The organism is Acinetobacter sp. SCLZS86 (genome assembly GCF_021560715.1).
GTDB lineage: Bacteria > Pseudomonadota > Gammaproteobacteria > Pseudomonadales > Moraxellaceae > Acinetobacter > Acinetobacter towneri_A.
This window is the reverse complement of sequence record NZ_CP090864.1, coordinates 61001-85537: the sequence shown is the minus strand read 5'-3', so window position 1 is coordinate 85537 and position 24537 is coordinate 61001. Positions and strand designations below refer to the sequence as shown.

Below are 24537 nucleotides of genomic sequence, written 5' to 3'. Positions count from 1 at the left end.
TACCTAAATTTACACAAATTTTTTAGTTAAATTTTACTCATCAACAAGTTGAACTTACTTACTTCAACTTAGTTTTTGAAATTTAGTTCACCTTAATTTCTATACCACGGGCATAACCATCCACATAGTGTTCAAGCTGTGCTAAAGCCCAGTCAATATCACTTTGAATTGCGGTTAAGTCATGCATACGCTCAAACACCAACAACAATTCATCCAACGGATACTTTTTTTCATAAGAACGCAAAATCCGGCTGTGTTGTGTCACTTCGGTATTATCAGCATCAATCAACAATTCTTCGTAGAGTTTTTCGCCTGGGCGTAAACCTGAATATTGAATTTCAATATCACCTTCCTGACTGCCTGTTTCTCGTACTTTTAAACCACTCAGTGCAATCATTTGACGGGCCAAGTCCTGAATGCGTACAGGTTCCCCCATATCTAGTAGGAATACATCGCCCCCCTGACCTAAAGCACCCGCCTGAATCACCAATTGCGAGGCTTCTGGAATGGTCATAAAGTAACGGGTGACTTCAGGATGAGTCACGGTAATGGGCCCACCTTTGGCAATTTGCTGTTTAAACAACGGCACCACCGAACCCGATGAACCCAAAACATTCCCAAAACGGACAATGCTAATTTGGGTCTGATCTTGCGCTTCTGCCATGGCTTGGCAATACAATTCTGCCATACGTTTAGACGCCCCCATGACATTGGTTGGACGCACGGCTTTATCGGTAGAAATGAGTACAAAGGTTTCTACACCTGTTTTGACCGCTGCATTTAAGCTAAATGCCGTACCAATGGCGTTGTTTTTCAAACCTGCCAATGGGTTACATTCTACCAAGGGCACGTGTTTGTAAGCAGCCGCATGGTACACGGTTTGAACCCTATACTGTTCCATCACTCGCTCTAGTTTGGCCTGATCTAGCACTGAACCTAAAATCGGGATAATCGTGACATCGCTATTTAAGCGTAATTCTTTGTCAATGCTATACAACGCAAATTCGGTCAGTTCATAAATCACCAAGGCTTTGGGTTTATTTTTGACAATTTGGCGACACAATTCAGAACCAATGGACCCCCCCGCACCTGTGACCAAGACCATTTTGTTTTGAATATTTTTAGCCAACAGTTCGGGTACTGGCGGCACAGGGTCACGCCCGAGCAAGTCAATAATATCGACTTCCTGAATATCCGATACGCGAATTTCACCATCGACTAGTTTGGTTAGTCCTGGAATTTCGGTAATTTTAATATGTGCAGGCTCTAAGAATTTGACGATCTCGCTTTTACGCATACGTCCGACCGAAGGCAACGCAATCAAAATTTCATCAATATGCTTTTTCGGCATGACTTTTAATGCTGTTTCTGCATCATAGACTTTTAAACGGCCCAACTGTTGCCCAGTGAGTGACGGATCATCATCAATAAACAACACAGGTAAGTGTTCATCGGAATTGTATAGTGCTGCTGCAATTTGCTGTCCTGCATTGCCTGCACCATAAATCGCCACACGTTTTTTTTGTACATCGGCTTGTAAATAAGAACGTACGATAAAGCGAATAAAGCCACGGCTAAACCAAACCCATGCGAACATGAGAAAGCCGAACATAAGCGGAATAGAAGTGGGAATAAAGGCATCGGTAAAATATGCCAACGCATACAATCCTGCCACAGTCAAAGAGGTTCCCAACCCCAATTTGACCATAAACAGTTCGCTGTAGGTACGCACAATAAAGCGATACACGCCAAAAATAAACAGCGATACAACGGCAATCACACTTGCCCATACCGAACCAAAAGCCAAGTTGGGCACCACTTCTGCGCCTAAATCAAACTGGCGAATGGCATAACATAGCCACAGCAAGACAGGAAATACACAAAAATCCAGCACTATTAAAAATGCGAGTTTGACTAAGCGGGGGGATTCTACAGCAGGTTCGATAATGGATTTCACGGGATGAGGCTTCTCAATATTTTTTTTACTGAAAATTGTCTATAAACATTAAATAGACAATTTTCAGTTCACACTATTTTTATCAATGTAAAATATATCATTTGGCATATTTTACTCTATTTTCAGTTTAAAGATTAGATGACTCTATCGCACTTCAATAGCCGAATGATGTAAAGCTACAACAACCAACCTAATGCAGCCCTTTGCGCCCTATCGCAAGATGAAGATCATCACTTGAAGGCTGCATCATAAGTATGGCTTAGCCTGCCATCTTTTGTATCACCTGCTGAATTGCCGCAATGGTTTTTGTGATACTGTCATCGCTTAAGTTTGGATGTACCAAGAACATTAAACTGGTTTCGCCCAATTGCTGTGCATGCGCTAAACGCTGTGCAGGACGCCATGCTGTACCATCAAAAGCATGTTCTAAATACACTTCTGAACATGAGCCGCTAAAACAAGGTACATTCAGCGCATTGATTTCCTGCATGATACGATCACGTGACCAACCTGTAGGTAACTGTTCGCTATTGACCTGCACATAGCACTTGTAGTTGGCATGTACATAGTCACTGTCTGGGTAATGCACAGTAAAATATGGACTGTCCTGAAACGCTGCTAAAATGCGCTGTGCATGCTCGGTACGTTTTTGTGTCCATTCAGGCATGCGCTGTAATTGAATACGTCCAATCACGGCTTGCATTTCCATCATGCGCCAGTTGGTGCCAAAAGAGTCGTGTAACCAGCGAAACCCTGGTGGATGCTGTTTGTTATAAATGCTGTCGTAATTTTTACCATGGTCTTTGTAGGACCACATTTTTTTCCATAGCTGTTCATCATTGGTGGTGACCATACCGCCTTCGCCACCTGTGGTCATAATTTTGTCCTGACAGAACGACCATGCACCAATATGTCCAATGGAACCTGCAGATTTACCTTTGTACATCGCACCATGTGCCTGTGCACAGTCTTCAATCACATACAGACCCTTTTCTTTTGCCAGTTGCATAATCGGATCCATATCACACATCCACCCGGCTAGATGGACACAAATAATCGCTTTGGTATTTGGAGTGAGTACCGCTTCAATGGTACGAGCAGATATGTTTTGTGAATCGAGTTCTACATCTGCAAAAATGGGGTTGGCACCTGCTGTCACAATGGAGCTTGCCGATGCTAAAAAGGTGCGTGAAGTGACAATCACGTCATCACCCGTGCCAATGTTCAAGGCTTTGAGTGCAACATCCAAAGCGACAGTACCGTTGGCAAGTGCCACGGCATATTGGGTTTGCGCAAATTGCGCAAATTCTTTTTCAAATTCGCGGCATTCTTGCCCTGTCCAGTAGTTGACTTTGTTGGACAGTAGAACTTGAGATACGGCATCTGCCTCTTGTTGAGTAAAGCTTGGCCATGGTTCAAATGCTGTGTTTAGCATGCTTTATCCTAGAATATTAATTCGTATTCGTCTTAAAAATTAGTTTTTTTCAGCAGTCGCGCAGGGTTGCCGACAACAGTCACATCTGCAGGTACACTTTTAGTCACCACAGCACCCATACCAACCACCGCACCCCGACCAATAATTAAAGGTTGGTCTGGCGTACCTTGTTTTATCATCGCACCCGCACCAATGTAAGCATGGTCATGAATATGAATATTGCCATTACACTGAACACCTGGGGCAAAAGTCACAAAGTCACCAATCACACAATCATGTTCTACATAGCTATATAAGTTGGCATGAAAGCATTTACCAATTTTTATATTTGAGGTAATGCTCACAAAAGGGCTGAGTGCTGCGCCTGCGGCAATTTCAACCTCATCCATCAGTACGACATTATCTGCCTGAACACTCCAGAGCTCAATTGCATCTTGTTCAAGTTGTATTGAAATTTTTTCACGTACTTGACTATTGGCAATCGCAATCAGCACCTGTTTTTGAGTCGCTGGGTGTGCTTTAAATGCCGCATAATTCATAGCACGATGTGAATTGATTATGGTTTCTGCAACTAAGCTATCATCTATAAATACGATTTCAGCAGGATTTCCCAAACGTTTTAATTGGGCTCTTGCTACAGGCATCAAACCACGCCCACAACCTGAAGCACCATAGATACCAAATAATACAGACATTTTAGGCACCTATTTATAGCTTGTTACTTAATACTTTTTTTAAAGAAGTTTCCATTACTTCTAAACGTTCACTCAAGTCTGCTACTTTTTTTCTTAGCAGATTAATTTCGAGAGAATTTATATATCCTAATCTCATCCCTACTTTAGGTAACCAAGAATTATCTGTAGACCAACTAGTTACTCTAATACAATGATCAAGACATTGAATAATAAAATCATTTTGATTAACTTTTTGAATCGTCCCAACAACGCCATTATAAGGCGAATTAAATAATACTTCAGATTTCCAGATTTTTATTTCTAAGTCTTCAAAAAATGTAAAAGCTCCAGGATGAGGGAGTGTAGCGGCTTTAATTAACCGGTCAACTTTATATGCCTCATTTTCCCAATTTATACAACCATCAAAATGAGTACGCTTGCCATTAAATGTGGCCTGCTCTTCAGATTGTTGTGTTCCTTTTAATTTATTATTTTTTATTGCAAAAATTAACTCATCTAAAGCATCTTTTTCTGCAATCAGCAATTTTGCTTCAACACTTTCAGCATCATCGGACTCTTCAACCAGAAATGGTGTCTGAACAAAAATTTGTCCTTCATCAGCATTTTCTGTTAATTCAAAAAAAGTCGCTGCCCCATCCTCACATTTTTCAGTAATCCATGCTAAAGGTGCTCTGCCTCTGCCTTTTGGCAAAGCAGTAGGATGAAAACCGATAGAAAAATTTTTAGCAGCATCAATAATTTTTCTAGATACCAATTGAGACAGACCAACAACAAAAATATAATCTGGGTTTGCTTCTACAATTTCATTTTCAAGATCATTTATCTTTTGAAACGCTTTATAAATATATCCTTTCTTTTGACTATAAGATAAATCTGTCCATCCACTCACTAAAGAATGATCTTTAGGCTCATAACCATAAACGGTAACGTCAGCTATATTTGAATCAAGAAGTTTATCAATTAATAGTTTTGTACTTGTTACTCCACCAATAACTATAAATTTCATTTCACATCCTTTTTAAATTTATCTTCTCCAAAAATAACAACTAATATTGTTTTAAAAACAATTTTTATGTCATTTAAAATGGATAAAGTTTTTACATATTGAATATCGTATTTCCAACGCTCTTCCCAGCTCAAAAAAATATTCCCATTAATTTGAGCTAACCCAGTCATCCCAGGGCGAACTTTAAAACGCTCTTTTGCCCATTCAGGCATTTCTTTATAAGTTATGGTAAGACATGGTCTAGGGCCAACTAGTCCCATATCCCCTTTTACTACATTAATCAGTTGAGGTAATTCATCTATTTTGGTACGACGCATCACTCTCCCAATCCATGTTACCTCTGGATCGGTATTAAAAGTCTGGCTAATTTCTCTATTTTCATTTACGCTCATAGAGCGAAATTTTAAAATTTCGAAAAAACAGCCATTAAGCCCTACTCGTTGTTGTTTATAAAATATTGGCCCCTTGTCACCTAATTTTATAAACAGGGTACAAAGAATTAATATTGGTGATAGGAGTATTAATAAAAATAGAGAAATTATGAGATCTGTTAATCGTTTTAAAGCAACTGTGAATTTCATCGCTGATATTCACCTATAAGTACAAAACCTTCTGCTGCCATACTGCCTATATGTGTTCCTCGAATATGAGCTAGAGATTCCAATGATTTAAGTGAGCGTGGCATATTTGAGGGTTGAACTTGACTTTTATAAGCAGCCATTGCCAATAGTTTTTTTTCTAAAAAACTCTCTATATCAACAAAAATATTAGGTTGAAATGCAGCAACTAAATAAGGTGCCGCTAAATGGGTTTCTGAAAGAGTCTCATAACATAACACTCTCTTTAAATTTTTATTTTTTGATAAATAGGGTCTTAACGCTACCAATGCAGCGTAATTGATTACACCATGATCCTGATGTAAGTCATGCTGAAAGGGAATATATACTTCATCTGGATTAACTTCTTGAATTAGCTTATCCACTTCACCATTCACTTTCCATGTCGGGTAGTGATCTAAACAAGCAGCAGGTAAATTTTTAAATATAACTTGAGTTATACCTAAAATTTCTGCTGCATCTAAACACTCAGTACGAATGCCATCCCATAATGAACTTGGCCATATCGGATGAGTCTCATCACCAGGTCCTGTTAAAATAGCTAATACTACTTCATGTCCTTGGGATGTTAGTTTCGCAATCGTTCCTCCCATACCAATCACTTCATCATCTGCATGAGGGGCTAATATTAAAACTTTCATTACATATTCTCTCAAATTAAACTTTTCGACTAACTTTTTCAAAAATCGTTACAAAGTTTAAGACCCCACTTTCTAAAGATAATTCTTGTAAATAAAAGTTGTGCGCATTTAAGCCCATTTGCAGCTGTTCACTAGCAGACAAGTGATAAATTTTCAAAATAGCTTGCTGAATACTTTCTACATCCTCTGAAATAGCAATACAACCACATTGAGCTTTTTGCACAAGTTCAGCAGCATCTCCAGCTACCGCCATTAATATTGGTTTACCCATTGCCATATATGCTTGCGTTTTAGACGGTACGGTAATCTCAAACAATGGGTCTTTTTTTAAGTGTACTAGTAATAGATTAGATAGCTCTAATACACCTCCAACTTCAGCCATAGGCATACGAGGGATAAAAATCACGTTAGATATATTTTCAACAATTAAACGTTGTTTTAAACGCTCAGTTTCTGTACCACCACCAACAAATACAAATTGAATATCCTTAATATGTTGAACTTTTTTAGCAACCTCTAAAATAGTATCTAAAGCCTGAGCTTTCCCCATATTTCCTGCAAAAACAATATTAAATTTATTTTGCATCAGCTGCTGATATTCAATTTTTGCCGGCTGAGCCTGAGTCAGACCTTGTTCATCACACCAATTATAAATAATGCTAATTTTTTCTTCTGGTACACCACGTTCTGACAGCAGCTTTTTAAAGCCAGGACATAGCACGACAATATGATCAACAAATCTATAGACCAACTTACACACTAAACCAATAAGATTTAAAATTTTAATGTTATTCAGCATGCCTGTTGCTTTTAGGGTATCAGGCCACATATCCTGAATGTCATAGACAACCGGTGTACGTCGAAAAAACTTAATGAAAATAGCAGCTATTCCCACAGTTAATGGGGGATGATAAGCATAAATGACATCGGCTTTTTTGGTCGAAAAAATGCCAAAAAGTATTGCCATAAATGCAAAGCTAATATAGTTAAAAATTCTTTTTAACGCAGAGCTATCATGATTAGGATATAAAGCAACACGTAAAATGGATATTCCATCTACTTCTTCACGTTGATAAAGTTTTAATTTATACCCATCATAAATTTTCCCACCTGGGTAATTTGGAAACCCCGTGAGTACCTGAACATCATGACCTTGTCGTTTTAACTCTTTGGCAAAAGCCAGTCCTTTAAAAGTAGGTTCAGGATCAAACCACTGCGTTAAAAGAAGAATTTTCATATTTTAGTACTTCTTCCATACCACACGGTTAACATAGTCGGTATAGCTTAAAATTATACGTGCCACCTTTTCACTCACGTTTGGCATACTGTAGTCAGCAACTAAACGCAATAATCTTTCTTCGCCACGTGGTTGATGATCTAAAATTTCCAAACCTTGCAAAACACGCTCTGCGGTTAAGCCCACCATCATCACGGCAGCTTCTTCCATCCCTTCTGGACGTTCATGCGCCTGACGCAAGTTCAAAGCAGGGAAATTTAGAATTGAAGATTCTTCATTAATGGTGCCACTGTCTGATAATGTTGCTTTTGCAGAAAGTTGCAACTTATTGTAATCACTAAATCCAAGCGGCTTTAATAATTGAATCAGCGGATGAAACGCAATATTCAGCTCTTCAATACGCTTACGGGTACGTGGATGTGTGGAAACAATCACAGGATACTGATACTTTTCCGCAACTGAATTCAGCATTTGAACCAGGTCTAAAAAGTTTTGATCAGAGTTAATATTTTCCTCACGGTGTGCACTTACAATAAAGTATTGGTGCTCTTTTAAACCTAAACGCTCTAGCACATCTGAAGCTTCAATTTTAGCTTTGTAATGATGCAGCACTTCAAACATTGGACTACCTGTTTTAATTACCTGATCTGCGGGTAAGCCTTCTGACAACAAGTAATCTCGTGCAATCGTACTATAGGTCAAGTTAATGTCAGCGGTATGATCGACGATACGACGATTAATTTCTTCAGGTACACGCATATCAAAACAGCGGTTTCCTGCTTCCATATGGAATGTTGGAATTTTACGACGTTTTGCAGGTAATACGGCCATACAGCTATTGGTATCACCCAACACCAGTAAGGCTTCTGGTTGAACTTGCTCTAATATCTTATCTACAGCAATAATCACATTACCAATGGTTTCTGCACCCGTCGCACCTGCAGCATTTAAAAAATAATCAGGTTTACGGATACCTAAGTCGGTAAAAAAAATTTCATTGAGTTCATAATCATAATTTTGACCTGTATGAACCAAAATATGATCAAAATATTGATCACACACTGCCATTACACGCGATAAACGAATAATTTCAGGGCGTGTGCCCACTACCGTCATTAATTTTAATTTTTTCACAACTTTTACTCTTTAACGGGTTAATGGCATTACATAAGTATCAGGTTTTTCACGATCAAATATTTCATTTGCCCATAACATCACCACCAATTCATCTTCACCAATATTGGTAATGTCATGCGTCCAGCCTGGTACAGTTTCTACAATTCGTGGTTCATCCCCACAAGTTTCAAGCTCATAGAACTCGCCTGTCACTACATGCTTAAACTTAAATAATGCCTTACCTTTAATGACCAAAAATTTTTCTGTTTTGGTGTGGTGATAATGTCCACCACGGGTAATACCAGGGTGTGCGGTAAAGTAAGAAAATTGTCCTGCATCTGGTGTTTTCAGCATTTCGACAAACACACCGCGTTGGTCACCATATTTAGGTACGCTATAGTCAAATTGTTCAGGCTTCAAGAAACTTAGATAAGTCGAATAAAGCGCACGAGTTAAACCTGTACCAACTCGGTCTGTAATTAAGCTCTCACGGGACTGTTTAAAACCAGCCAAAGTTTTTGCTAAATCTCCAACGCTAATTTGATACTCAGGTTGGACTGCAAAAATTTGTTCTACTTGTGCTGTACCTTGAATAATGTCCCAAAATGATTTCACCACATCATCTACATAAACTAGACGAATCATGGCATTTTCATCATGAATTTGAATAGGTAAATCATGAGCGGTGTTGTAACAGAAGGTTGCCACAGCTGAGTTATAATTTGGGCGTGACCATTTACCAAATACATTGGCTAAACGGCAAATATAAACGGCATTGCCCCGTTGCTGATTCAACTCTAATAATACCTGCTCACCACCTAGCTTACTCTGTCCATAGGCACTGTCACGTTCTGCCTGAATTGAAGAAGAAAGAATAACTGGTGTTTGCTTATTAGTCTGTTTGAGAATATCTGCAATTTTTTGCGTAAGTGTGATATTTCCATCTATAAATTCTTGTTCATTTAAAGGGCGATTAATCCCTGCTAAATGCACAATCCAGTCTGCAGCAAGGACAGATTGCTCTAGTTCTGCTGAACTAGAATTACGGTTGAATGGTAAAACTCCTATTTCTGATTTTTCAGACAGAAATTGAATTAAGTTTTTTGCAATAAAGCCGTTAGACCCTGTGACTAAAATTTTCATGTTTAAGCCTCTGGATCTATATACTGACCTTGGGTTAAAGCACGTACGAATTCAAGTTTTAATAATAACTTTTTCATACCTTCAACATCTAAGCGGTCGGTATTATGTGAGTTATAATCTTCAAATTCAGAAATTTTTGAGTCGCCCTCTTCTACATATTTTTCATAGTTGAGGTCACGTTGATCTGCAGGCACTCGGAAGTAATAGCCTTGGTCTATCGCAACCACCATTTCTTCACGGCTAAGCAAGGCTTCATAGGCTTTTTCACCATGACGCGTACCCATAATAGAAACAGGATGTTCTTCTACTTTAAGTAGTTCTTTTAATGCTTGAGCCAAAACTTCAATGGTTGCTGCAGGTGCTTTTTGTACAAAAATATCACCATTTTCACCGTGTTCAAACGCATATAAGACTAGATCAACCGCGTCTTCCAAAGTCATCATGAAGCGGGTCATGTTAGGGTCTGTAATGGTAAGCGGTTTACCTTGGCGAATTTGATCTACAAACAATGGAATGACTGAACCACGAGATGCCATCACATTACCATAACGCGTACCGCAAATTACTGTTTCTAGTTCTTCTAGGTTACGTGATTTTGCTACCATGACTTTTTCCATCATGGCTTTGGAGATGCCCATAGCATTGATAGGATAAACAGCTTTGTCTGTACTTAAGCACACCACACGTTTTACGCGGTTTTGAATGGCTGCTTCCAACACATTTTCTGTACCTAAAACGTTGGTTTTTACCGCTTCCATAGGATGGAATTCGCATGATGGCACTTGCTTTAATGCAGCAGCATGGTAAATGTAGTCTACCCCTCGTGTCGCATTCAGCACGCTGTTATAGTCACGGACATCACCAATATAGAATTTAAGCTTAGATGATTGGTATTTTTTTCGCATATCATCTTGTTTTTTCTCATCACGACTAAAGATACGAATCTCTTTAATATCTGTTTCTAAAAAGCGTTTTAAAACAGCATTACCGAATGAACCTGTACCGCCTGTGATGAGAAGAATCTTGTTTGTAAAATACATATTTAGTCCACTAGAAGTTGCATAATCTTTGAAAGATCATTTTCGATTAATTTCTTTGCACAAGGTAATTCATTTTTTATAGCAGTTACTATGGCAGCTTGTATAGAATCTATACTAATAGGATCAAAAATTAGTGAAGGCTCACAAACTTCATAAGTATAGCTCAGGTCTGATGCTATTACTTTACAACCACCATCTATAGCTTCAGCCAACCCTAATCCAAAACTTTCAGCCAATGAGGGGAATATAAAATACTCATGACACAAATAAAGTACAGTTAATTTTTCTCTATCTATAAAACCAACATTTTTGATCGGATAGCCCACATCAATTTTCTTCTGAATAAATGCACATAGATTTAAATCGGTATCTGGCACAGTAACAGTCAAACTACCTTTATGTACTTCATCATAAGCCAAACAAAAAGATTCGATTAACCTATAATGATTTTTATGAGATGAACTGTTGCTCACATAGAGAAAACTATCCTTTGCTCTATTTATATTATAACAAGAGAAATTTAACTCAGGATAGAAGGGCAACTTGGCTATTTTTTCAGCTCTGCCACTTAAATATTTTTTAGAAAATTCCAACTTAACATTTTCACTTTGCACTAACCAAATATCAGCATTGTTTTTTATACAATTTAAAATATTCTGCTTTATAACGTATGTAAATTTATTTTTAAAAGAAAATCCTTTTGGAATTTCTAAAAAAAGTAGTTGATGAAAATAAACTAGAACTTTAGCTTTTAATCGAATAGTAGGCGGCAAGTTACCAAAACAAATAACTTTATCAAATTTATCTTTATTCTTTTGATAAAAAAAGTGTCGTTCCATTAAAGAATTGGAAATATACTTCTTACGTAAATCAGGAATTTTTTTGAAATAAACTTCGGCTCTACTATCGAACAAATAGAAAACATTTTGGAATATTGACTCTAAGTAATCTACTAAATGCCTGAGTAAGACCAATCCACCACCATTATTAATAAAAACGGAATCAACCAGCAACATTTTCAAGCAACCTTTTTAAATCAACGATAAATTCTTTATCCAAACTCTCAATTGTAAAAACTGGATTGGTATTTAAATTTAATTTTTTTATCGCATTTGAAAAACTTAAAGGATCTGCACTTTCAGAAAATGAAATTAAATCAGAAACTTTTGATTCTTCAATACATCTTATGGGTGTACTTACAACTGGCAGCCCTACACTTAAATATGCTAAAACCTTAGAAGGGAAAGTATAATCAGAGAGGTTATCAGATAGAAATCGGGGATTAATAGCAAAATCACAATTATTAAGGAAATTAATATAATCATCTCCCTTTAAAAATCCTTCATAAACCACATTATTACTTAAATCTTTTTCAACAATATATTGCTTAAGTTTGTTTAGTGCATAATCACTGCCATAGCCTAAAATTGATAAGCTGTATGAATCATCTAAATATTTCATTGCATTTAAAGCTAAATAAATATCTGAAGCGTCTTTCTCAGAAATTAAGCCAGCGTAAACAATTCTTTTTTTATTATTTCGTTTTTTAGTAGATAAGGAATCTTTAACTTCATAATTCCCATAACAAACAACATAGGGTTTAGTATTTTCAATAAAATTTGGCAATAAATCATTCACATATATATATGCATCAGCACCCTTGAGATTTTTAATTTCATTATTAATTTCAGAATCAGATTTACCCCAAGCAGCTTTATAACTCTCCTCTACTTCAATAATTAAATTATATTTTTTAAAAATTTTTATAAATTTAAATAAAAACAGAAGATAATAGCTATGGTAAAAAATCACAGTATCTGTTTTTTTCACTTTAAAAATTAAAATACTAATTATTTGCAGATATAAATATATTTTTGAAAATAATTTAAAACTAGTAGTTCCAACAAAAAAATTATTTTCTAATGAGTCAATTTTAATGCTTTGGCTTTTATGAGTGATATTTTCTTTAGACTCGCCAAGACATATTACATCGATAGCTATATTGTTAATTTTCATACAATTAATAATATAGCTCATTTTATTACTACAACCAGGAAATTCTAAGAAACCATTGGGGTTACTGTTTCCAGTATAATAGCCAAAATAAAATAATTTCATACGTTTCATCAAAAATCAAGTGTTCCTAAAAAAATAGCTTCTCATAATTACAAATGAGAGCAGCAGCAATAAAAAATTATGAAGCTCATTTGCAGAAAAAATAAGACCTTTGAAATAATAAGCAAGCAATGACAAAACTAATAAAATATAAATCAGCTTATTTAATTTCAATAACTTATTATTGAAAACATATAAAAAAACAAAAATCTGGAATACAACACCGACTAGACCGAACATAAATATATCGCGAACAAATCCTATATCAGATGAAAGAGAGTTCTTACCTAAAGTTTCATACCCTTGACCAAATAAAAAGTTTATTGTAGTGCTTGGAAAAACTAACATATCTTTTAAAGCTAAAAAAGTACCGCTTATTTCCCCATTTAATAACAATAACACCTCTTCCATACCAACATTAAAACGTCTCAAAAGTTCACTACCCATATAACCGTTTAAGAAATAAAATAAAATACTGATAAAAAAGGTTGCAAAAACAAAAAAGTAAAATTTATTTATTTTATAAAATTGAAAAATTAAACTTAAATAAAAAATTAAAAAAGATAATACTATTGGAATCGCACCAATTCTAGCATTTAAAACAACACTCAAACCGAACCCAACAGTTAAAATCAAGTAATATAACTTTATATTTATTTTTTTTTCATAAAAAAAGTAATAAAGAGTAAATATAGTATAAACACCCATTAACATAGGTAGACTTGATGTATAGTTCTGTGATAAACCAAACGAACGAACCCCAACTTCATTATTAGCAATATCTAATAACATAGTATCTTCTTGTCTTGCCGCACTTAAAATAAACTCTCTTAACTCTGGGGAAATAATTGTGAATATTACAATTACAATTTGAATAACACCAATATTTATTAAAAACTTAATAAATAAATTAAAATCAAATCCATAGGTTTTTTTATAAACACACACAATAGTAAAAGAAATTAGCAAAGCCATTAGTAACAAAAGCAGGGTATATGCCCTATACAAAGCATCCTCATTAAATAAGAAATACAAAATTAAACAATAAAAAATCATAAAAAAAATATAAGAGATTAGAATAAATACCCTTTTATTTGATATAAAAAAAACTAGCTTATTAAAATTAAACAAAAGATAGATTAATGACACAACAAAAAGAATGTATATTAAATTAAAATCAAAAAAAATGGTTGGATTAAAAATAAATAAAAAAGCAAAAACATATAGAAAAAAATTATTTAAATACTTAAAGTTTACCATAATATTTTTTCCAGTAAAAAACAATCCTAAATATTGCCTTAAAATAGTATATATCAAACTTACTTAGTGATTTAAAACCACCTTTAACAGCATACTTCTTCGTTTTACTATAAGAAGAAAAGTATATAAATCGCCTATAATTCCAACATAAAATAGCTTCATTATATAATTTATGGTGTTTAAACTTTTCAATAGTTACTCGATGAGAGTTAGACACATCTAAGCGCATTACTGGTCTACTTCTCTCCCCTCCTATTGCGGAAGGAGAGCGATAATAATACAACTTACAATCTAAAATCCCCACATTATAAAATTCTAACAGTCGCAAATAAAGATCATAATCTTCTGCTGTTATACTTTCATCAAACCCCCTTAGCTCATCTCGCAAGATTTTCAAATTATATAATCCAGTTACTGGTAAATGTACTTTAAATGTAAAAACATCATTAAATTGTATGTTCTCATTTAAACCTAAATTATACCGTAATGTTTGATCATTCAATACGTTATTCAAATCATCTACAACAAAAGACTTTGTTATACAAAATTTTTTATCATTATTATTTTGTAAGTAATTAGCTTGAAAAAAAATCTTATCTTTATGATAATAATCATCCGAAGCTAAAGGAGAAAAATATATCCCCTCACACCACTCCAATGCCTCATTTAATGTTGCGCTCAATCCTTTATTCGATCTATGTCGGAATTCAAACCGAATAAACCTTTCTTGGCAAGCTGGGATCATTTCTTTTATCTTTTCTACCGAACCATCCTTTGAACCATCGTCGATAATAATTAGCTCGATATTTTGATAAGTTTGATTAATTACACTTTGAATACTATCTTGTACAAAGCTTTCATGGTTATAACAAGGAATAACCACTGAAACCAATGGCTGATTACTCTGATTCAATTTAACCTCTTTGACTCTCTAAAGTCCCAAATATAAAATAGCTCATAACCAGCCAATACAAAGCATAATTTACTAAATGAGCAATTGAAACACCTTCAAAACCGAAGAGCTTAGTAAATAAATAAGTCAATCCTACAGAGGACAAAGCAAATAGTATTTCTGTAGTGACAAACAGCTTTGTCATTGCCTTAGCTAACATAAGATAAGCCAAAATCCAGCTGCCTATTTTAAGCGAATCGCCTATCATTTGCCATAAAAACAAATCTCGCATAGGCATAAATGCTTGACTAAACAACAGTGCAATAATCCAATCACGTAATAAATAGACACTCAAACCACCAACGACCGCCAAAGGAAAAATAAACTTATAACCTGAATACACTTCTTTTTTTATTTCATCCAAATGTGTCAGTTCGGCCAATCTAGGTAAATAATATACCCCCAATGTAGTGGTAACCAACATCAAATATGCTGCACTTAAGCGAATCATCGCTTCCCAATAGCCTGCGTAATTTAAACCAAACTCTTGAGATAAATAAGAACGGATTACCATTTGAGACAACGGCACACAAATTGCACCAACAAGTGCCATAACCGCAAAAGCCGCAAAATTCTTAGCAATTTGTGGCTCGATTCGTCCAAATAAATATGAAATTTTGAACCAATTGGCTTTATAGCATAAAAACAGCGTTACAAAAAAAGCAAGAGATTGATAAATGGATAATGCAACTAGAGCACCATATAAATGATATTGAACAGCTAAAACACTCGTTACTAATAAAGACAGTACACTACCTGCAATATTTGCAGTGACCAACTTTAAAATTTCCTTTTTCCCATTCAAAATTGCTAAAAAAAGTGCATTTAAGTTAAATAAAACTAAAAAAACCGCAAACCACGCAAAAACAGATTGATATTCAACAGTTTGAAAAATATAAATTGACAACTGTTTTTGATAAATTAGAATAATTATTGAAAAAAATAAACTAAAAATAAGAACTGAACTGCCTGCAGCTTTCCAAATTGCTCTTTGCTTAGTTTCATCCTCATGATATTCAGCAGTATATTTTATTACTGCTGTATTAATCGCGCTTCCTGCAAAAGTTGTGACCATTTGTATAAAGTTTTGAAACTGCCCAATTGCGGCATAGCCTGCAGGACCAACATATACAGCTAAAATTTTATTCAAAATAAACATTGTAGCTATTTTAATTAAAACAGCCACCCCGTTTAATGCGCTCGTCTTTAACAGATTCATTACTTTTAAGCTTGAAATTGATTACATAAAGTGATAATTCTTTCTGCATCTACTGCAGACAGTGTCGACCCCATAGGTAAACTTAGTACTTCAGTATGTATCTGCTCAGAAATAGGATAACTTAAATTATTCCATTCTTTATACGCTTGTTGTTTATGTGGTGGAATTGGATAATGGATTAATGTTTGAACACCATGATTTAATAGATACTTTTGTAAAGCTTCACGATGCTTTGTACAAATTACAAATAAATGCCAAACATGTTGAGTATAGGTTTCTGCATTAACTTCCTTCAATGGGAGTTGAATTAGAGGATTTTTGATTCCATTTAAATATAAGCCTGCAATGTGACGTCTATGCTGAGTTTCTTCCTCTAAGTATTTGAGCTTAACATCTAACATCGCCGCTTGAATTTCATCTAAACGGCTATTTACGCCTGGTACTAAATTTTTATACTTTTCATGCGAGCCATAGTTACGCAATGCTTTTAACATGGTCGCTAATTCTGCATCATTGGTCGTGACTGCTCCTGCATCACCTAGTGCACCTAAATTTTTTCCAGGATAAAAACTAAAACCTGAAGCATCGCCCCAGTTTCCTGCTTTTTTACCTTGTATTTGTGCCCCATGACTTTGTGCGGAGTCTTCTAAAACCAATAAATTGTGTTGTTCAGCAATTTGCATAATTTCTGGCATTTCTGCCAATTGCCCATACAAATGGACAGGTAAAATCACTTTGGTTTTAGCCGTTATTGCTTCTTTTATTTTTATAGGATCAATATTGTAGGTAGAAATATTTGGCTCAACTAAAACTGGCGTCAAGTTATTTGCTGTGATAGCGAGAATACTGGCGATATAGGTATTCGATGGAACAATAACTTCATCTCCATCTTTAAGTTTACCTAATTCTTTCCATGCGCGCAGGGTGAGAATCAGTGCATCAAGGCCATTGGCCACGCCAATACAATGCTTGGTGCCACAATAAGCTGCAAACTCTGACTCAAATGCCTTCAGTTCAGTACCTTGAATATACCACCCTGAGTCGATGACACGGGTAGCTGCTTCAATCAGTTCTTGGCGATATTCTCTATTGGCAGCTTTTAAGTTTAAGAATTCAATCATTTAGCAAAACCCATGTTTCTTTTACACTATTAATACAGCCAATGGACTGCTTATAGTCATTCAACCCAGAAGAAACAACACCGTCTTCACTAGAAGGTCCAATATCTAGATACTCATAGCCTAGATCCCTGTATACTTTTACGAGCTCAAATGGTAAATAATACATTGCTTTATATCTTTCACCATCACCTGTTGCACCCCAGTATATTACTTGAGCTACTTTCTTTGTTACATCAAACACAATTGCTGATGCGACAGGGTTATCATTTTTTTTGACCAAGAAGAATCTTGCTTTTGCTGGTCCTTCCGCTGTTCTTATCACTTGATCCCAACACATACGAAGAGGATAACCTTTTGACGCTCTGTTCTCAGCAATTACATCATAAACAGTTTTTTTTTCGGATAAACTTAAAGCTTCTGAAAAAACAAACATATTCTTTCGTGCGCTTCTTATTGCTTTTTTTGCAGATGAAAACAAGCTCTCCTCATCAAAATTAAGGAGATCAAAGTGAGAGTTTATATCCCTACTCTGAATTCTGGAACCTGAATCTTGGAGCGCAAAGGAAAATTTAGTTACCGATGACATATCATAAAAAAAAGGAGGCAAAACAAACTTTGCATATCTTAACTCTGATAACTTTAGTTTTTCTTTTAGGTTTTGCAACAAGCCTAGATATTCAGAATATTTAACATTACTTGTTGACATTCTACAAAAGGAAAATGGCGCACTGAATGGTGCCAGCAAACCGTCACCCACTTTCCCAAAGAACATATGTAGTTTACCATACCTGTGAACATAAACATATTCACATTTACTCAAATTAAATTTAGTGAAATCTTTAGAAGAGAACAGCATGTAGCTATCTTCAAATAGGTTTTCATCAATATCATTGCATGCTGTGGCAAAGTTGTTTTCTATCATAAAGTATCAAGCCTCATTACAACGCACTTATCTTCTATACCTGTTTCTGAGAAACCATATTTACGATACAGCATGTAGCTATCTTTAAATAGGTTTTCATCAATATCATTGCATGCTGTGGCAAAGTTGTTTTCTATCATAAAGTATCAAGCCTCATTACAACGCACTTATCTTCTATACCTGTTTCTGAGAAACCATATTTACGATATAGACGAATGGCTCTTTCATTGGATACAGCAACTTTTAAATTAATTTTTTTTAATCCTAAATCTTTTGCTTTTTGAATACAGAGATTGATAATTTCTTTACCATGACCATACCCCCAGTATTTTTTATCTCCAATGTAGCCCCAATACTCTCCTTCATTAGCAGAGATATTTTTTAAACCACACGCTCCAACTTTGACTCCATCAATCGAAACTCCATAAATAAAATATCCACTTCTGGATTTAATATTTTTAAAAAAATTCAACTGCTCTTTCTTTGTAAAGTCTGGAGTCATAGTTAGCTCTTTAATCTCAGGGTCACTCAGCCACAACCAAGATAACTCTAAAAATTCTTCGGTGTATTCAACTAACGATAGCATTTCTGAATCTCTTTTAAGAAAACATCATAATCACGAATATAGTCGCTTTCATCATAATGCTCACTTGCCAACACAAGCAAAACACAATCTTCTGAAAAATTATGCATTTCATGCCATACCATAGGTGGTATTTTTAAACCTTGATTCGGCTTGCACAATACAACCTCTTGCTTTTCCTTACCACTATCCATCAACATTTTACAACTTCCTTGAATACAAAAAGCAATTTGTTGTAGTTGTCTATGTGCATGAAATCCACGTGGAACATCAGGCTGAGCGCCAAAAATATAATAAAGCCTTTGAATATTGAATGGGATATTCTTATTAGCTTCAGCAACAACAAGGCTACCACGGTGATCACCTAAATCAGGTAATTCAACCCACTCTATAAGGTTCATATTTATTCACTCACCAAAGAAATGAGATATTGACCATAATCATTTTTACTCATGCTCTGACCAATTTCTAAAACCTGTTCTTTACTCAGCCAACCATTATTCAAGGCAATTTCTTCTAAACACGCCACTTTATAGCCCTGACGTTTTTCAATAGTCTCTACAAACTGCGCTGCCTCAAGTAAACTTGCATGTGTGCCTGTATCCAACCAGGCAAAACCACGTCCAAGCAATTCTACATTTAAATCACCACGCTCTAAATACATCTGATTAACTGTGGTAATTTCTAATTCTCCACGCTCAGAAGGCTTCACTTGTTTCGCAATTTGAATCACATTATTGTCATAAAAATACAAACCTGTAACTGCAAAGTGAGATTTAGGCTGCTTTGGTTTTTCTTCTAATGAAATGGCACGTTTTTGTTCATCAAATTCGACCACACCAAAACGCTCAGGATCTTTCACCTGATAACCAAATACCGTTGCACCTTTTTGACGGGTAACCGCCTGTCGAAGCATAGGTGTGAAGCCTTGACCATAAAAAATATTGTCGCCAAGCACTAAGCAAACATTACTGTCCCCAATAAAGCTTTCACCAATAATAAATGCTTGTGCCAAACCATCAGGGCTAGGTTGGACGGCATATTCAAGCTGAATTCCAAATTGAGCGCCATCACCTAATAAACGTTTAAAACCATCAATATCTTCAGGAGTACTAATAATGAGTACTTCTCGAATACCTGCAAGCATTAATACTGAAAGCGGGTAATACACCATTGGCTTGTCATAAATAGGCAACAATTGCTTAGATACCCCTTTGGTAATCGGATATAAACGTGTACCTGAACCGCCTGCTAAAATAATACCTTTTGTTGTATTTGACATTATGAATTTACACCCAATCTTTCGCGTTGGTAACTGCCATCTTGCACTCGATGGCACCAGTCTAAGTTATTTAAATACCACTCTACCGTTTTACGGATTCCAGTTTCAAAAGTTTCTGCAGGCGTCCAACCTAATTCATTTTGAATTTTTGTGGCATCAATCGCATAGCGTAAGTCATGACCAGGGCGGTCTTTTACAAATGTAATCAGTGATTCATAAGTTTGACCATTGGCTTGTGGCTTTAACTCATCCAAAATTTTACAAATGGTTTTAACCACTTCTATATTCTGCTTTTCGTTATGACCACCAATATTGTAGGTTTCACCCACTACACCTTCGGTTACCACTTTATATAAAGCACGTGCATGATCTTCTACAAATAACCAATCCCGAATTTGCTGACCATCCCCATATACAGGTAAAGGTTTAGCATCCAGTGCGTTTAGAATCACCAATGGAATTAGTTTTTCTGGGAAATGGTAAGGTCCATAATTATTTGAGCAGTTGGTCACAATGACAGGTAGACCATAAGTTCTGTGCCAAGCACGGACTAAATGATCTGAACTGGCCTTAGAGGCAGAATATGGAGAACTTGGCGCGTATGAAGTTGTTTCTGTAAACAGATCAGTCGTACCTTCTAAGTCGCCATAAACTTCATCCGTTGAAATATGATGAAAGCGAAAGTTTTGTTGTGCTTCTGGGTTAAGACCCATCCAATATTTTCGAGCGGCCTCTAATAAAGTATAAGTTCCCACAATATTAGTTTGAATAAATGCTGCAGGACCATCAATTGAGCGGTCTACATGCGACTCTGCAGCCAAATGCATAATTGCATGAGGTTGAAATGCATCTATTGCAGCTGCAATTTGTTCTGTATCACAAATATCAATTTGTTTGAACTCATAGTTCGAGTGTTGATCAATTTCTTTTAACGACTCTAAATTACCCGCATAAGTCAATTTATCTATATTCAGAACTTGGTTATTGGTGTTTTGAATAATATGGCGGATGACAGCTGAACCAATAAATCCTGCACCGCCAGTCACTAAAATTTTCATAATTTCCTTTTGTTATAAGCGAATATCTACATCTGTATGATTTAAAATATATTTTAAATCGTATAAAACATATTTTTCTTTTGCCACTGCTTTAAACTTATCTATAGACATCTGCTTAAATTGATCATGCGCAACTGCTAAAACAATGGCATCATATTTAGCGTTCGCCAAACTAGCAACAGGGTCTATACCATATTCCTTTGCTGCGTCTAACGGATCCACCCACGGGTCATAAATATCTAAATCTAAATCATATTCTTTTAAAGCTTTAACCATATCTACAATTTTAGTATTGCGAATATCAGGACAGTTCTCTTTAAAACTTAAGCCCATCACTAAAATTTTTGAGCCAACCACTTGTATACGTTGCTTCACCATCTCTTTAATCAATTGTGTTGCAACATATTCACCCATACGGTCATTTAAACGACGTGCCGCTAAAATAATTTCTGGATGCAAGCCTAAAGATTGGGCTTTATGGGTTAAATAATACGGGTCTACCCCAATACAGTGCCCACCGACTAAACCTGGACGGAAAGGTAGAAAATTCCACTTGGTTCCTGCAGCCTGTAAAACCGCTTCGGTATCAATACCTAACTTATTAAAGATAACCGCCAATTCATTAATTAAAGCAATGTTCACATCACGTTGGGTATTTTCAATGACCTTAGCTGCTTCAGCCACTTTTATACTCGGTGCTTTATGTGTACCTGCAGTCACAATCAGTTGATAGACTGCGTCGACAAAGTCTGCAACTTGTGGGGTAGAGCCCGAAGTCACTTTTAAAATATTGGTCACACGGTGTAGCTTATCGCCTGGGTTAATCCGTTCTGGGCTATAGCCTGCAAAAAAATCCTGATTGAATTTTAATCCAGACACTTGTTCCAAAACTGGAATACAAGCTTCTTCGGTAGCACCGGGGTACACGGTAGACTCATACACCACCACATCGCCTTTTTTAAGTACCTTCCCAATACTGGTAGAGGCTTTAATGAGCGGGGTCAAATCAGGTTGTTTAAACTCATCAATTGGGGTTGGGACAGTCACAATCAAAAAATTGCAGCTATTTAAGTCATCTAAATTGGCAGAATAAGTCAATTGCGTCGCTTGTTTAAGTTCTTCTGACGACACTTCTAAGGTATGATCATGCCCACTTTGTAATTCTTGTATGCGTTTTTGCTGAATATCAAAACCCACCACAGGCAACTGCTTACCGAATTCAACCGCTAGAGGTAACCCGACATAGCCTAAACCAATAATGGCAATTTTTAGGTCTGAAAGCTGTAGCATTTGAGCGCCTTTAAATTTATATCTGTATTTTATGAAGAATGAATCTTTCGGCAGGAATACTAGCAGAAATTTATGAAATTTCTATTATGATTTGTGCTCAAATTAGTTGAAAGATGCATCAGTGTATAGTTTTTGTGACTATTCAACTTTTTTAATTTAGATTAAATTCACAATTTGCGATTTTTATCATTTTTTTCGCAAGGAATTTGACAGAATCTGCAAAATGATTACAAATTGCTATGTACCTATTTGACAAGTTCGGTAAAATGGTCGGAATTGATTTAAATATTTTAATAAATTAAAAATGGAATCTCGCGTGCGACACTTTCAACTGGCTGTTTTAATGGCATGTGGCATTGCCGCCACTGGCTGTGCTGTGACCTCTGGCTTACAAACCTATGACCTACCTACACAAGGTGCGTACCAAACAGACCAAGGCGCCCAACTAACGGTCGTTCAGCTAACACAGGACAATTTACCTAGCCACTTGCTCAATAATATTCAGAGTGCAAATTCTACCTATCATTTATTTAACAATAAGCAACACATTTACCGTTTAACTGCAGGTGATGTACTTTCAATTCAGCTTTGGGCTTACCCTGAGATAACACCACCTATCCAAGATATTAGTAATATCAAAGCAGCTGGCTATCCTATTGACCCAAATGGCAATGTATACTTACCTCTACTTGGACAAGTCAAAGTTGCTGGCAAAACACTGGCTGAAACCAACCAATATTTACGCTCACAATTTTCGCGCTACTTAAAACACCCAGATGTAGTTGTGCGAGTTCTTTCTTATGAAGGACGCCGCTATTTTGTAAATGGTCAAGTCATGCGTAGTGGTCAGTACACATTGAATGACCAACCTATCAGTATTTATACAGCTTTGGGACAAGCAGGTGGCGTAAATACTGAAACAGGTGATAACACCAATATTCAACTGATCCGACAAGGGCAAACCTATCACTTAAATGCTGTAGAATTAGAAAAGCAAGGGTTGTCTTTGCACAACTTACTTATTCAACCCAATGACACAATTTTTGTAAATGCAAAACAAAATCAAAAGTTATACGTTATGGGTGAGTCAAATAAAAGCCAAGCACTTACTTTACGTGATCAAGGCATGACCTTAAGTGATGTATTGGGTGAAAGTGAAGGTGTTAACCCTTATTCTGCAAGTGCTGCACGTATTTTTGTGATGCGCACAGATTTAAGCACTAAAACCTCTACAATTTATCATTTGAACTTAAGCAGCTTAGGCAATTTGGCTTTAGCCAATCAATTTCAGATGCAAAAAAATGATATTGTATATATCGATGCAACGGGGCTTACACGCTGGCAACGTATCATGAATCAAATTGTGCCTTTCTCGAGTGCACTTTACACATTTGACCAGTTAGGTAAATAGCATGCAAATTCAAAATGTTTTAGTTGTATGCATTGGAAATATATGTCGTAGTCCAATGGCTGAATATTTTCTAAAAAACAATCATCCCAATTTAAATATTGAGTCTGCAGGTCTCTCTGCAATGTCCGGGCATTCGGCAGATGCAAAAGCTATACACTGTATGGATCAACTGAATATTGATATGCGTCCACACATTGCCAGACAAATTACTGCTGAAATGATTAAAAAATCAGATTTAATTTTAGTCATGAGTAATAATCAAAAAAAACATCTTGAGCAAACTTGGTCTTTTGCCAAAGGAAAGGTTTTTCGTTTGGGGCATTGGCAAAATCAAAATGTGCCCGATCCTTATCAACATGATCAAGCTTTTTTTGATGAAACTTGTCGCAACATTCAAAAATACGTTTCTGACTGGCAATCCCATTTTTAATTTTTAG

General features: G+C 35.9%; 24 protein-coding genes. 2 read left to right on the top strand and 22 right to left on the bottom strand.

The window, feature by feature from the left end; genetic code table 11:
• Window positions 1–82: 82 nt before the first annotated feature.
• The 22 genes from LZP46_RS00360 to tviB all read right to left on the bottom strand — a co-directional run bounded on the left by LZP46_RS00360 (window position 83) and on the right by tviB (window position 22689).
• Window positions 83–1957 carry a nucleoside-diphosphate sugar epimerase/dehydratase gene (locus tag LZP46_RS00360; RefSeq protein WP_236094317.1) on the bottom strand — a complete coding sequence of 625 codons (1875 nt, stop codon included), beginning with the start codon at window positions 1955–1957 and terminating at the stop codon, window positions 83–85.
• A 259-nt stretch (window positions 1958–2216) separates the two neighbouring features.
• The gene (locus LZP46_RS00355; RefSeq protein ID WP_178318973.1) at window positions 2217–3392 is read right to left on the bottom strand and encodes a DegT/DnrJ/EryC1/StrS family aminotransferase; all 1176 of its coding nucleotides are present in this window, start codon (window positions 3390–3392) and stop codon (window positions 2217–2219) included.
• A 32-nt stretch (window positions 3393–3424) separates the two neighbouring features.
• Window positions 3425–4087, bottom strand: coding sequence for an acetyltransferase (locus LZP46_RS00350; RefSeq protein ID WP_178318974.1), 663 nt, complete (start codon window positions 4085–4087; stop codon window positions 3425–3427).
• A 13-nt stretch (window positions 4088–4100) separates the two neighbouring features.
• Window positions 4101–5093 carry a methionyl-tRNA formyltransferase gene (locus tag LZP46_RS00345; RefSeq protein ID WP_178318975.1) on the bottom strand — a complete coding sequence of 331 codons (993 nt, stop codon included), beginning with the start codon at window positions 5091–5093 and terminating at the stop codon, window positions 4101–4103.
• Complete coding sequence (locus tag LZP46_RS00340; protein ID WP_178318976.1) at window positions 5090–5674, bottom strand: sugar transferase; 585 nt, start codon at window positions 5672–5674, stop codon at window positions 5090–5092. The genes LZP46_RS00345 and LZP46_RS00340 overlap by 4 nt, the downstream gene beginning before the upstream one ends.
• Window positions 5671–6351: a PIG-L deacetylase family protein gene (locus tag LZP46_RS00335; protein WP_178318977.1), complete on the bottom strand. Its 681-nt coding sequence runs from the start codon at window positions 6349–6351 to the stop codon at window positions 5671–5673. Before LZP46_RS00335 ends, LZP46_RS00340 begins: the two co-directional genes overlap by 4 nt.
• A 16-nt stretch (window positions 6352–6367) precedes the next feature.
• Complete coding sequence (locus tag LZP46_RS00330) at window positions 6368–7588, bottom strand: glycosyltransferase family 4 protein (RefSeq protein WP_178318978.1); 1221 nt, start codon at window positions 7586–7588, stop codon at window positions 6368–6370.
• A 3-nt stretch (window positions 7589–7591) separates the two neighbouring features.
• A complete protein-coding gene (gene wecB, locus LZP46_RS00325; RefSeq protein WP_178318979.1) occupies window positions 7592–8722 on the bottom strand; it encodes a non-hydrolyzing UDP-N-acetylglucosamine 2-epimerase in 1131 nt (376 codons plus the stop codon).
• A gap of 12 nt (window positions 8723–8734) precedes the next feature.
• Window positions 8735–9847 carry a UDP-2-acetamido-2,6-beta-L-arabino-hexul-4-ose reductase gene (gene wbjC, locus LZP46_RS00320; RefSeq protein ID WP_178318980.1) on the bottom strand — a complete coding sequence of 371 codons (1113 nt, stop codon included), beginning with the start codon at window positions 9845–9847 and terminating at the stop codon, window positions 8735–8737.
• Between the two features lie 2 nt (window positions 9848–9849).
• The gene (locus LZP46_RS00315) at window positions 9850–10887 is read right to left on the bottom strand and encodes a polysaccharide biosynthesis protein (RefSeq protein WP_178318981.1); all 1038 of its coding nucleotides are present in this window, start codon (window positions 10885–10887) and stop codon (window positions 9850–9852) included.
• A gap of 2 nt (window positions 10888–10889) precedes the next feature.
• A complete protein-coding gene (locus tag LZP46_RS00310) occupies window positions 10890–11903 on the bottom strand; it encodes a glycosyltransferase (RefSeq protein WP_178318982.1) in 1014 nt (337 codons plus the stop codon).
• Window positions 11890–13014, bottom strand: a complete 1125-nt coding sequence (locus LZP46_RS00305) for a glycosyltransferase (protein ID WP_178318983.1) — start codon at window positions 13012–13014, stop codon at window positions 11890–11892. The genes LZP46_RS00310 and LZP46_RS00305 overlap by 14 nt, the downstream gene beginning before the upstream one ends.
• Window positions 13015–13020: 6 nt before the next feature.
• On the bottom strand, window positions 13021–13977 hold the full coding sequence (locus LZP46_RS00300) for a hypothetical protein (RefSeq protein ID WP_178318984.1): 957 nt from the start codon (window positions 13975–13977) through the stop codon (window positions 13021–13023).
• Window positions 13978–14248: 271 nt separating this feature from the next.
• A complete protein-coding gene (locus LZP46_RS00295) occupies window positions 14249–15175 on the bottom strand; it encodes a glycosyltransferase family 2 protein (RefSeq protein ID WP_236094316.1) in 927 nt (308 codons plus the stop codon).
• Between the two features lies 1 nt (window position 15176).
• The gene (locus tag LZP46_RS00290) at window positions 15177–16433 is read right to left on the bottom strand and encodes an O-antigen translocase (protein WP_178318985.1); all 1257 of its coding nucleotides are present in this window, start codon (window positions 16431–16433) and stop codon (window positions 15177–15179) included.
• A gap of 5 nt (window positions 16434–16438) precedes the next feature.
• On the bottom strand, window positions 16439–17554 hold the full coding sequence (locus LZP46_RS00285; protein ID WP_178318986.1) for a DegT/DnrJ/EryC1/StrS family aminotransferase: 1116 nt from the start codon (window positions 17552–17554) through the stop codon (window positions 16439–16441).
• Window positions 17547–18476, bottom strand: coding sequence for a hypothetical protein (locus LZP46_RS00280; protein WP_178318987.1), 930 nt, complete (start codon window positions 18474–18476; stop codon window positions 17547–17549). The genes LZP46_RS00285 and LZP46_RS00280 overlap by 8 nt, the downstream gene beginning before the upstream one ends.
• A gap of 136 nt (window positions 18477–18612) precedes the next feature.
• Window positions 18613–19062 carry a GNAT family N-acetyltransferase gene (locus tag LZP46_RS00275; RefSeq protein ID WP_178318988.1) on the bottom strand — a complete coding sequence of 150 codons (450 nt, stop codon included), beginning with the start codon at window positions 19060–19062 and terminating at the stop codon, window positions 18613–18615.
• Entirely contained in the window at window positions 19050–19460 is a 411-nt protein-coding gene (locus LZP46_RS00270) for a sugar 3,4-ketoisomerase (RefSeq protein ID WP_178318989.1), read from the bottom strand. Before LZP46_RS00270 ends, LZP46_RS00275 begins: the two co-directional genes overlap by 13 nt.
• A 2-nt stretch (window positions 19461–19462) precedes the next feature.
• Complete coding sequence (rfbA, locus tag LZP46_RS00265) at window positions 19463–20341, bottom strand: glucose-1-phosphate thymidylyltransferase RfbA (RefSeq protein ID WP_178318990.1); 879 nt, start codon at window positions 20339–20341, stop codon at window positions 19463–19465.
• Complete coding sequence (gene rfbB, locus LZP46_RS00260; RefSeq protein WP_178318991.1) at window positions 20341–21399, bottom strand: dTDP-glucose 4,6-dehydratase; 1059 nt, start codon at window positions 21397–21399, stop codon at window positions 20341–20343. The genes rfbA and rfbB overlap by 1 nt, the downstream gene beginning before the upstream one ends.
• 12 nt (window positions 21400–21411) lie before the next feature.
• Window positions 21412–22689, bottom strand: coding sequence for a Vi polysaccharide biosynthesis UDP-N-acetylglucosamine C-6 dehydrogenase TviB (tviB, locus tag LZP46_RS00255; protein ID WP_236094315.1), 1278 nt, complete (start codon window positions 22687–22689; stop codon window positions 21412–21414).
• Window positions 22690–23032: 343 nt separating this feature from the next.
• Here tviB and LZP46_RS00250 point away from each other — a divergent pair, with 343 nt between their 5' ends.
• Together LZP46_RS00250 and LZP46_RS00245 are read left to right on the top strand one after the other, a co-directional pair.
• Window positions 23033–24100, top strand: a complete 1068-nt coding sequence (locus tag LZP46_RS00250; RefSeq protein WP_374706593.1) for a polysaccharide biosynthesis/export family protein — start codon at window positions 23033–23035, stop codon at window positions 24098–24100.
• Window position 24101: 1 nt separating this feature from the next.
• Window positions 24102–24530, top strand: a complete 429-nt coding sequence (locus tag LZP46_RS00245) for a low molecular weight protein-tyrosine-phosphatase (protein WP_004680161.1) — start codon at window positions 24102–24104, stop codon at window positions 24528–24530.
• Window positions 24531–24537 lie beyond the last annotated feature (7 nt).

What these genes read in the sequence shown, in the direction of transcription:
- LZP46_RS00330 (WP_178318978.1), bottom strand. Translation starts at nt 7,588, where the DNA reads ATGAAAATTCTTCTTTTAACGCAGTGGTTTGATCCTGAACCTACTTTT.
- LZP46_RS00280 (WP_178318987.1), bottom strand. Translation starts at nt 18,476, where the DNA reads ATGATAGAAAACAACTTTGCCACAGCATGCAATGATATTGATGAAAAC.
- LZP46_RS00250 (WP_374706593.1), top strand. Translation starts at nt 23,033, where the DNA reads ATGGCATGTGGCATTGCCGCCACTGGCTGTGCTGTGACCTCTGGCTTA.
- LZP46_RS00305 (WP_178318983.1), bottom strand. Translation starts at nt 13,014, where the DNA reads ATGAAACGTATGAAATTATTTTATTTTGGCTATTATACTGGAAACAGT.
- rfbA (WP_178318990.1), bottom strand. Translation starts at nt 20,341, where the DNA reads ATGTCAAATACAACAAAAGGTATTATTTTAGCAGGCGGTTCAGGTACA.
- LZP46_RS00315 (WP_178318981.1), bottom strand. Translation starts at nt 10,887, where the DNA reads ATGTATTTTACAAACAAGATTCTTCTCATCACAGGCGGTACAGGTTCA.
- LZP46_RS00310 (WP_178318982.1), bottom strand. Translation starts at nt 11,903, where the DNA reads ATGTTGCTGGTTGATTCCGTTTTTATTAATAATGGTGGTGGATTGGTC.
- LZP46_RS00270 (WP_178318989.1), bottom strand. Translation starts at nt 19,460, where the DNA reads ATGAACCTTATAGAGTGGGTTGAATTACCTGATTTAGGTGATCACCGT.
- LZP46_RS00285 (WP_178318986.1), bottom strand. Translation starts at nt 17,554, where the DNA reads ATGATTGAATTCTTAAACTTAAAAGCTGCCAATAGAGAATATCGCCAA.
- LZP46_RS00345 (WP_178318975.1), bottom strand. Translation starts at nt 5,093, where the DNA reads ATGAAATTTATAGTTATTGGTGGAGTAACAAGTACAAAACTATTAATT.
- LZP46_RS00290 (WP_178318985.1), bottom strand. Translation starts at nt 16,433, where the DNA reads ATGAATCTGTTAAAGACGAGCGCATTAAACGGGGTGGCTGTTTTAATT.
- LZP46_RS00335 (WP_178318977.1), bottom strand. Translation starts at nt 6,351, where the DNA reads ATGAAAGTTTTAATATTAGCCCCTCATGCAGATGATGAAGTGATTGGT.
- LZP46_RS00355 (WP_178318973.1), bottom strand. Translation starts at nt 3,392, where the DNA reads ATGCTAAACACAGCATTTGAACCATGGCCAAGCTTTACTCAACAAGAG.
- LZP46_RS00340 (WP_178318976.1), bottom strand. Translation starts at nt 5,674, where the DNA reads ATGAAATTCACAGTTGCTTTAAAACGATTAACAGATCTCATAATTTCT.
- LZP46_RS00245 (WP_004680161.1), top strand. Translation starts at nt 24,102, where the DNA reads ATGCAAATTCAAAATGTTTTAGTTGTATGCATTGGAAATATATGTCGT.
- LZP46_RS00300 (WP_178318984.1), bottom strand. Translation starts at nt 13,977, where the DNA reads ATGGCTTTGCTAATTTCTTTTACTATTGTGTGTGTTTATAAAAAAACC.
- LZP46_RS00275 (WP_178318988.1), bottom strand. Translation starts at nt 19,062, where the DNA reads ATGCTATCGTTAGTTGAATACACCGAAGAATTTTTAGAGTTATCTTGG.
- LZP46_RS00350 (WP_178318974.1), bottom strand. Translation starts at nt 4,087, where the DNA reads ATGTCTGTATTATTTGGTATCTATGGTGCTTCAGGTTGTGGGCGTGGT.
- wbjC (WP_178318980.1), bottom strand. Translation starts at nt 9,847, where the DNA reads ATGAAAATTTTAGTCACAGGGTCTAACGGCTTTATTGCAAAAAACTTA.
- tviB (WP_236094315.1), bottom strand. Translation starts at nt 22,689, where the DNA reads ATGCTACAGCTTTCAGACCTAAAAATTGCCATTATTGGTTTAGGCTAT.
- rfbB (WP_178318991.1), bottom strand. Translation starts at nt 21,399, where the DNA reads ATGAAAATTTTAGTGACTGGCGGTGCAGGATTTATTGGTTCAGCTGTC.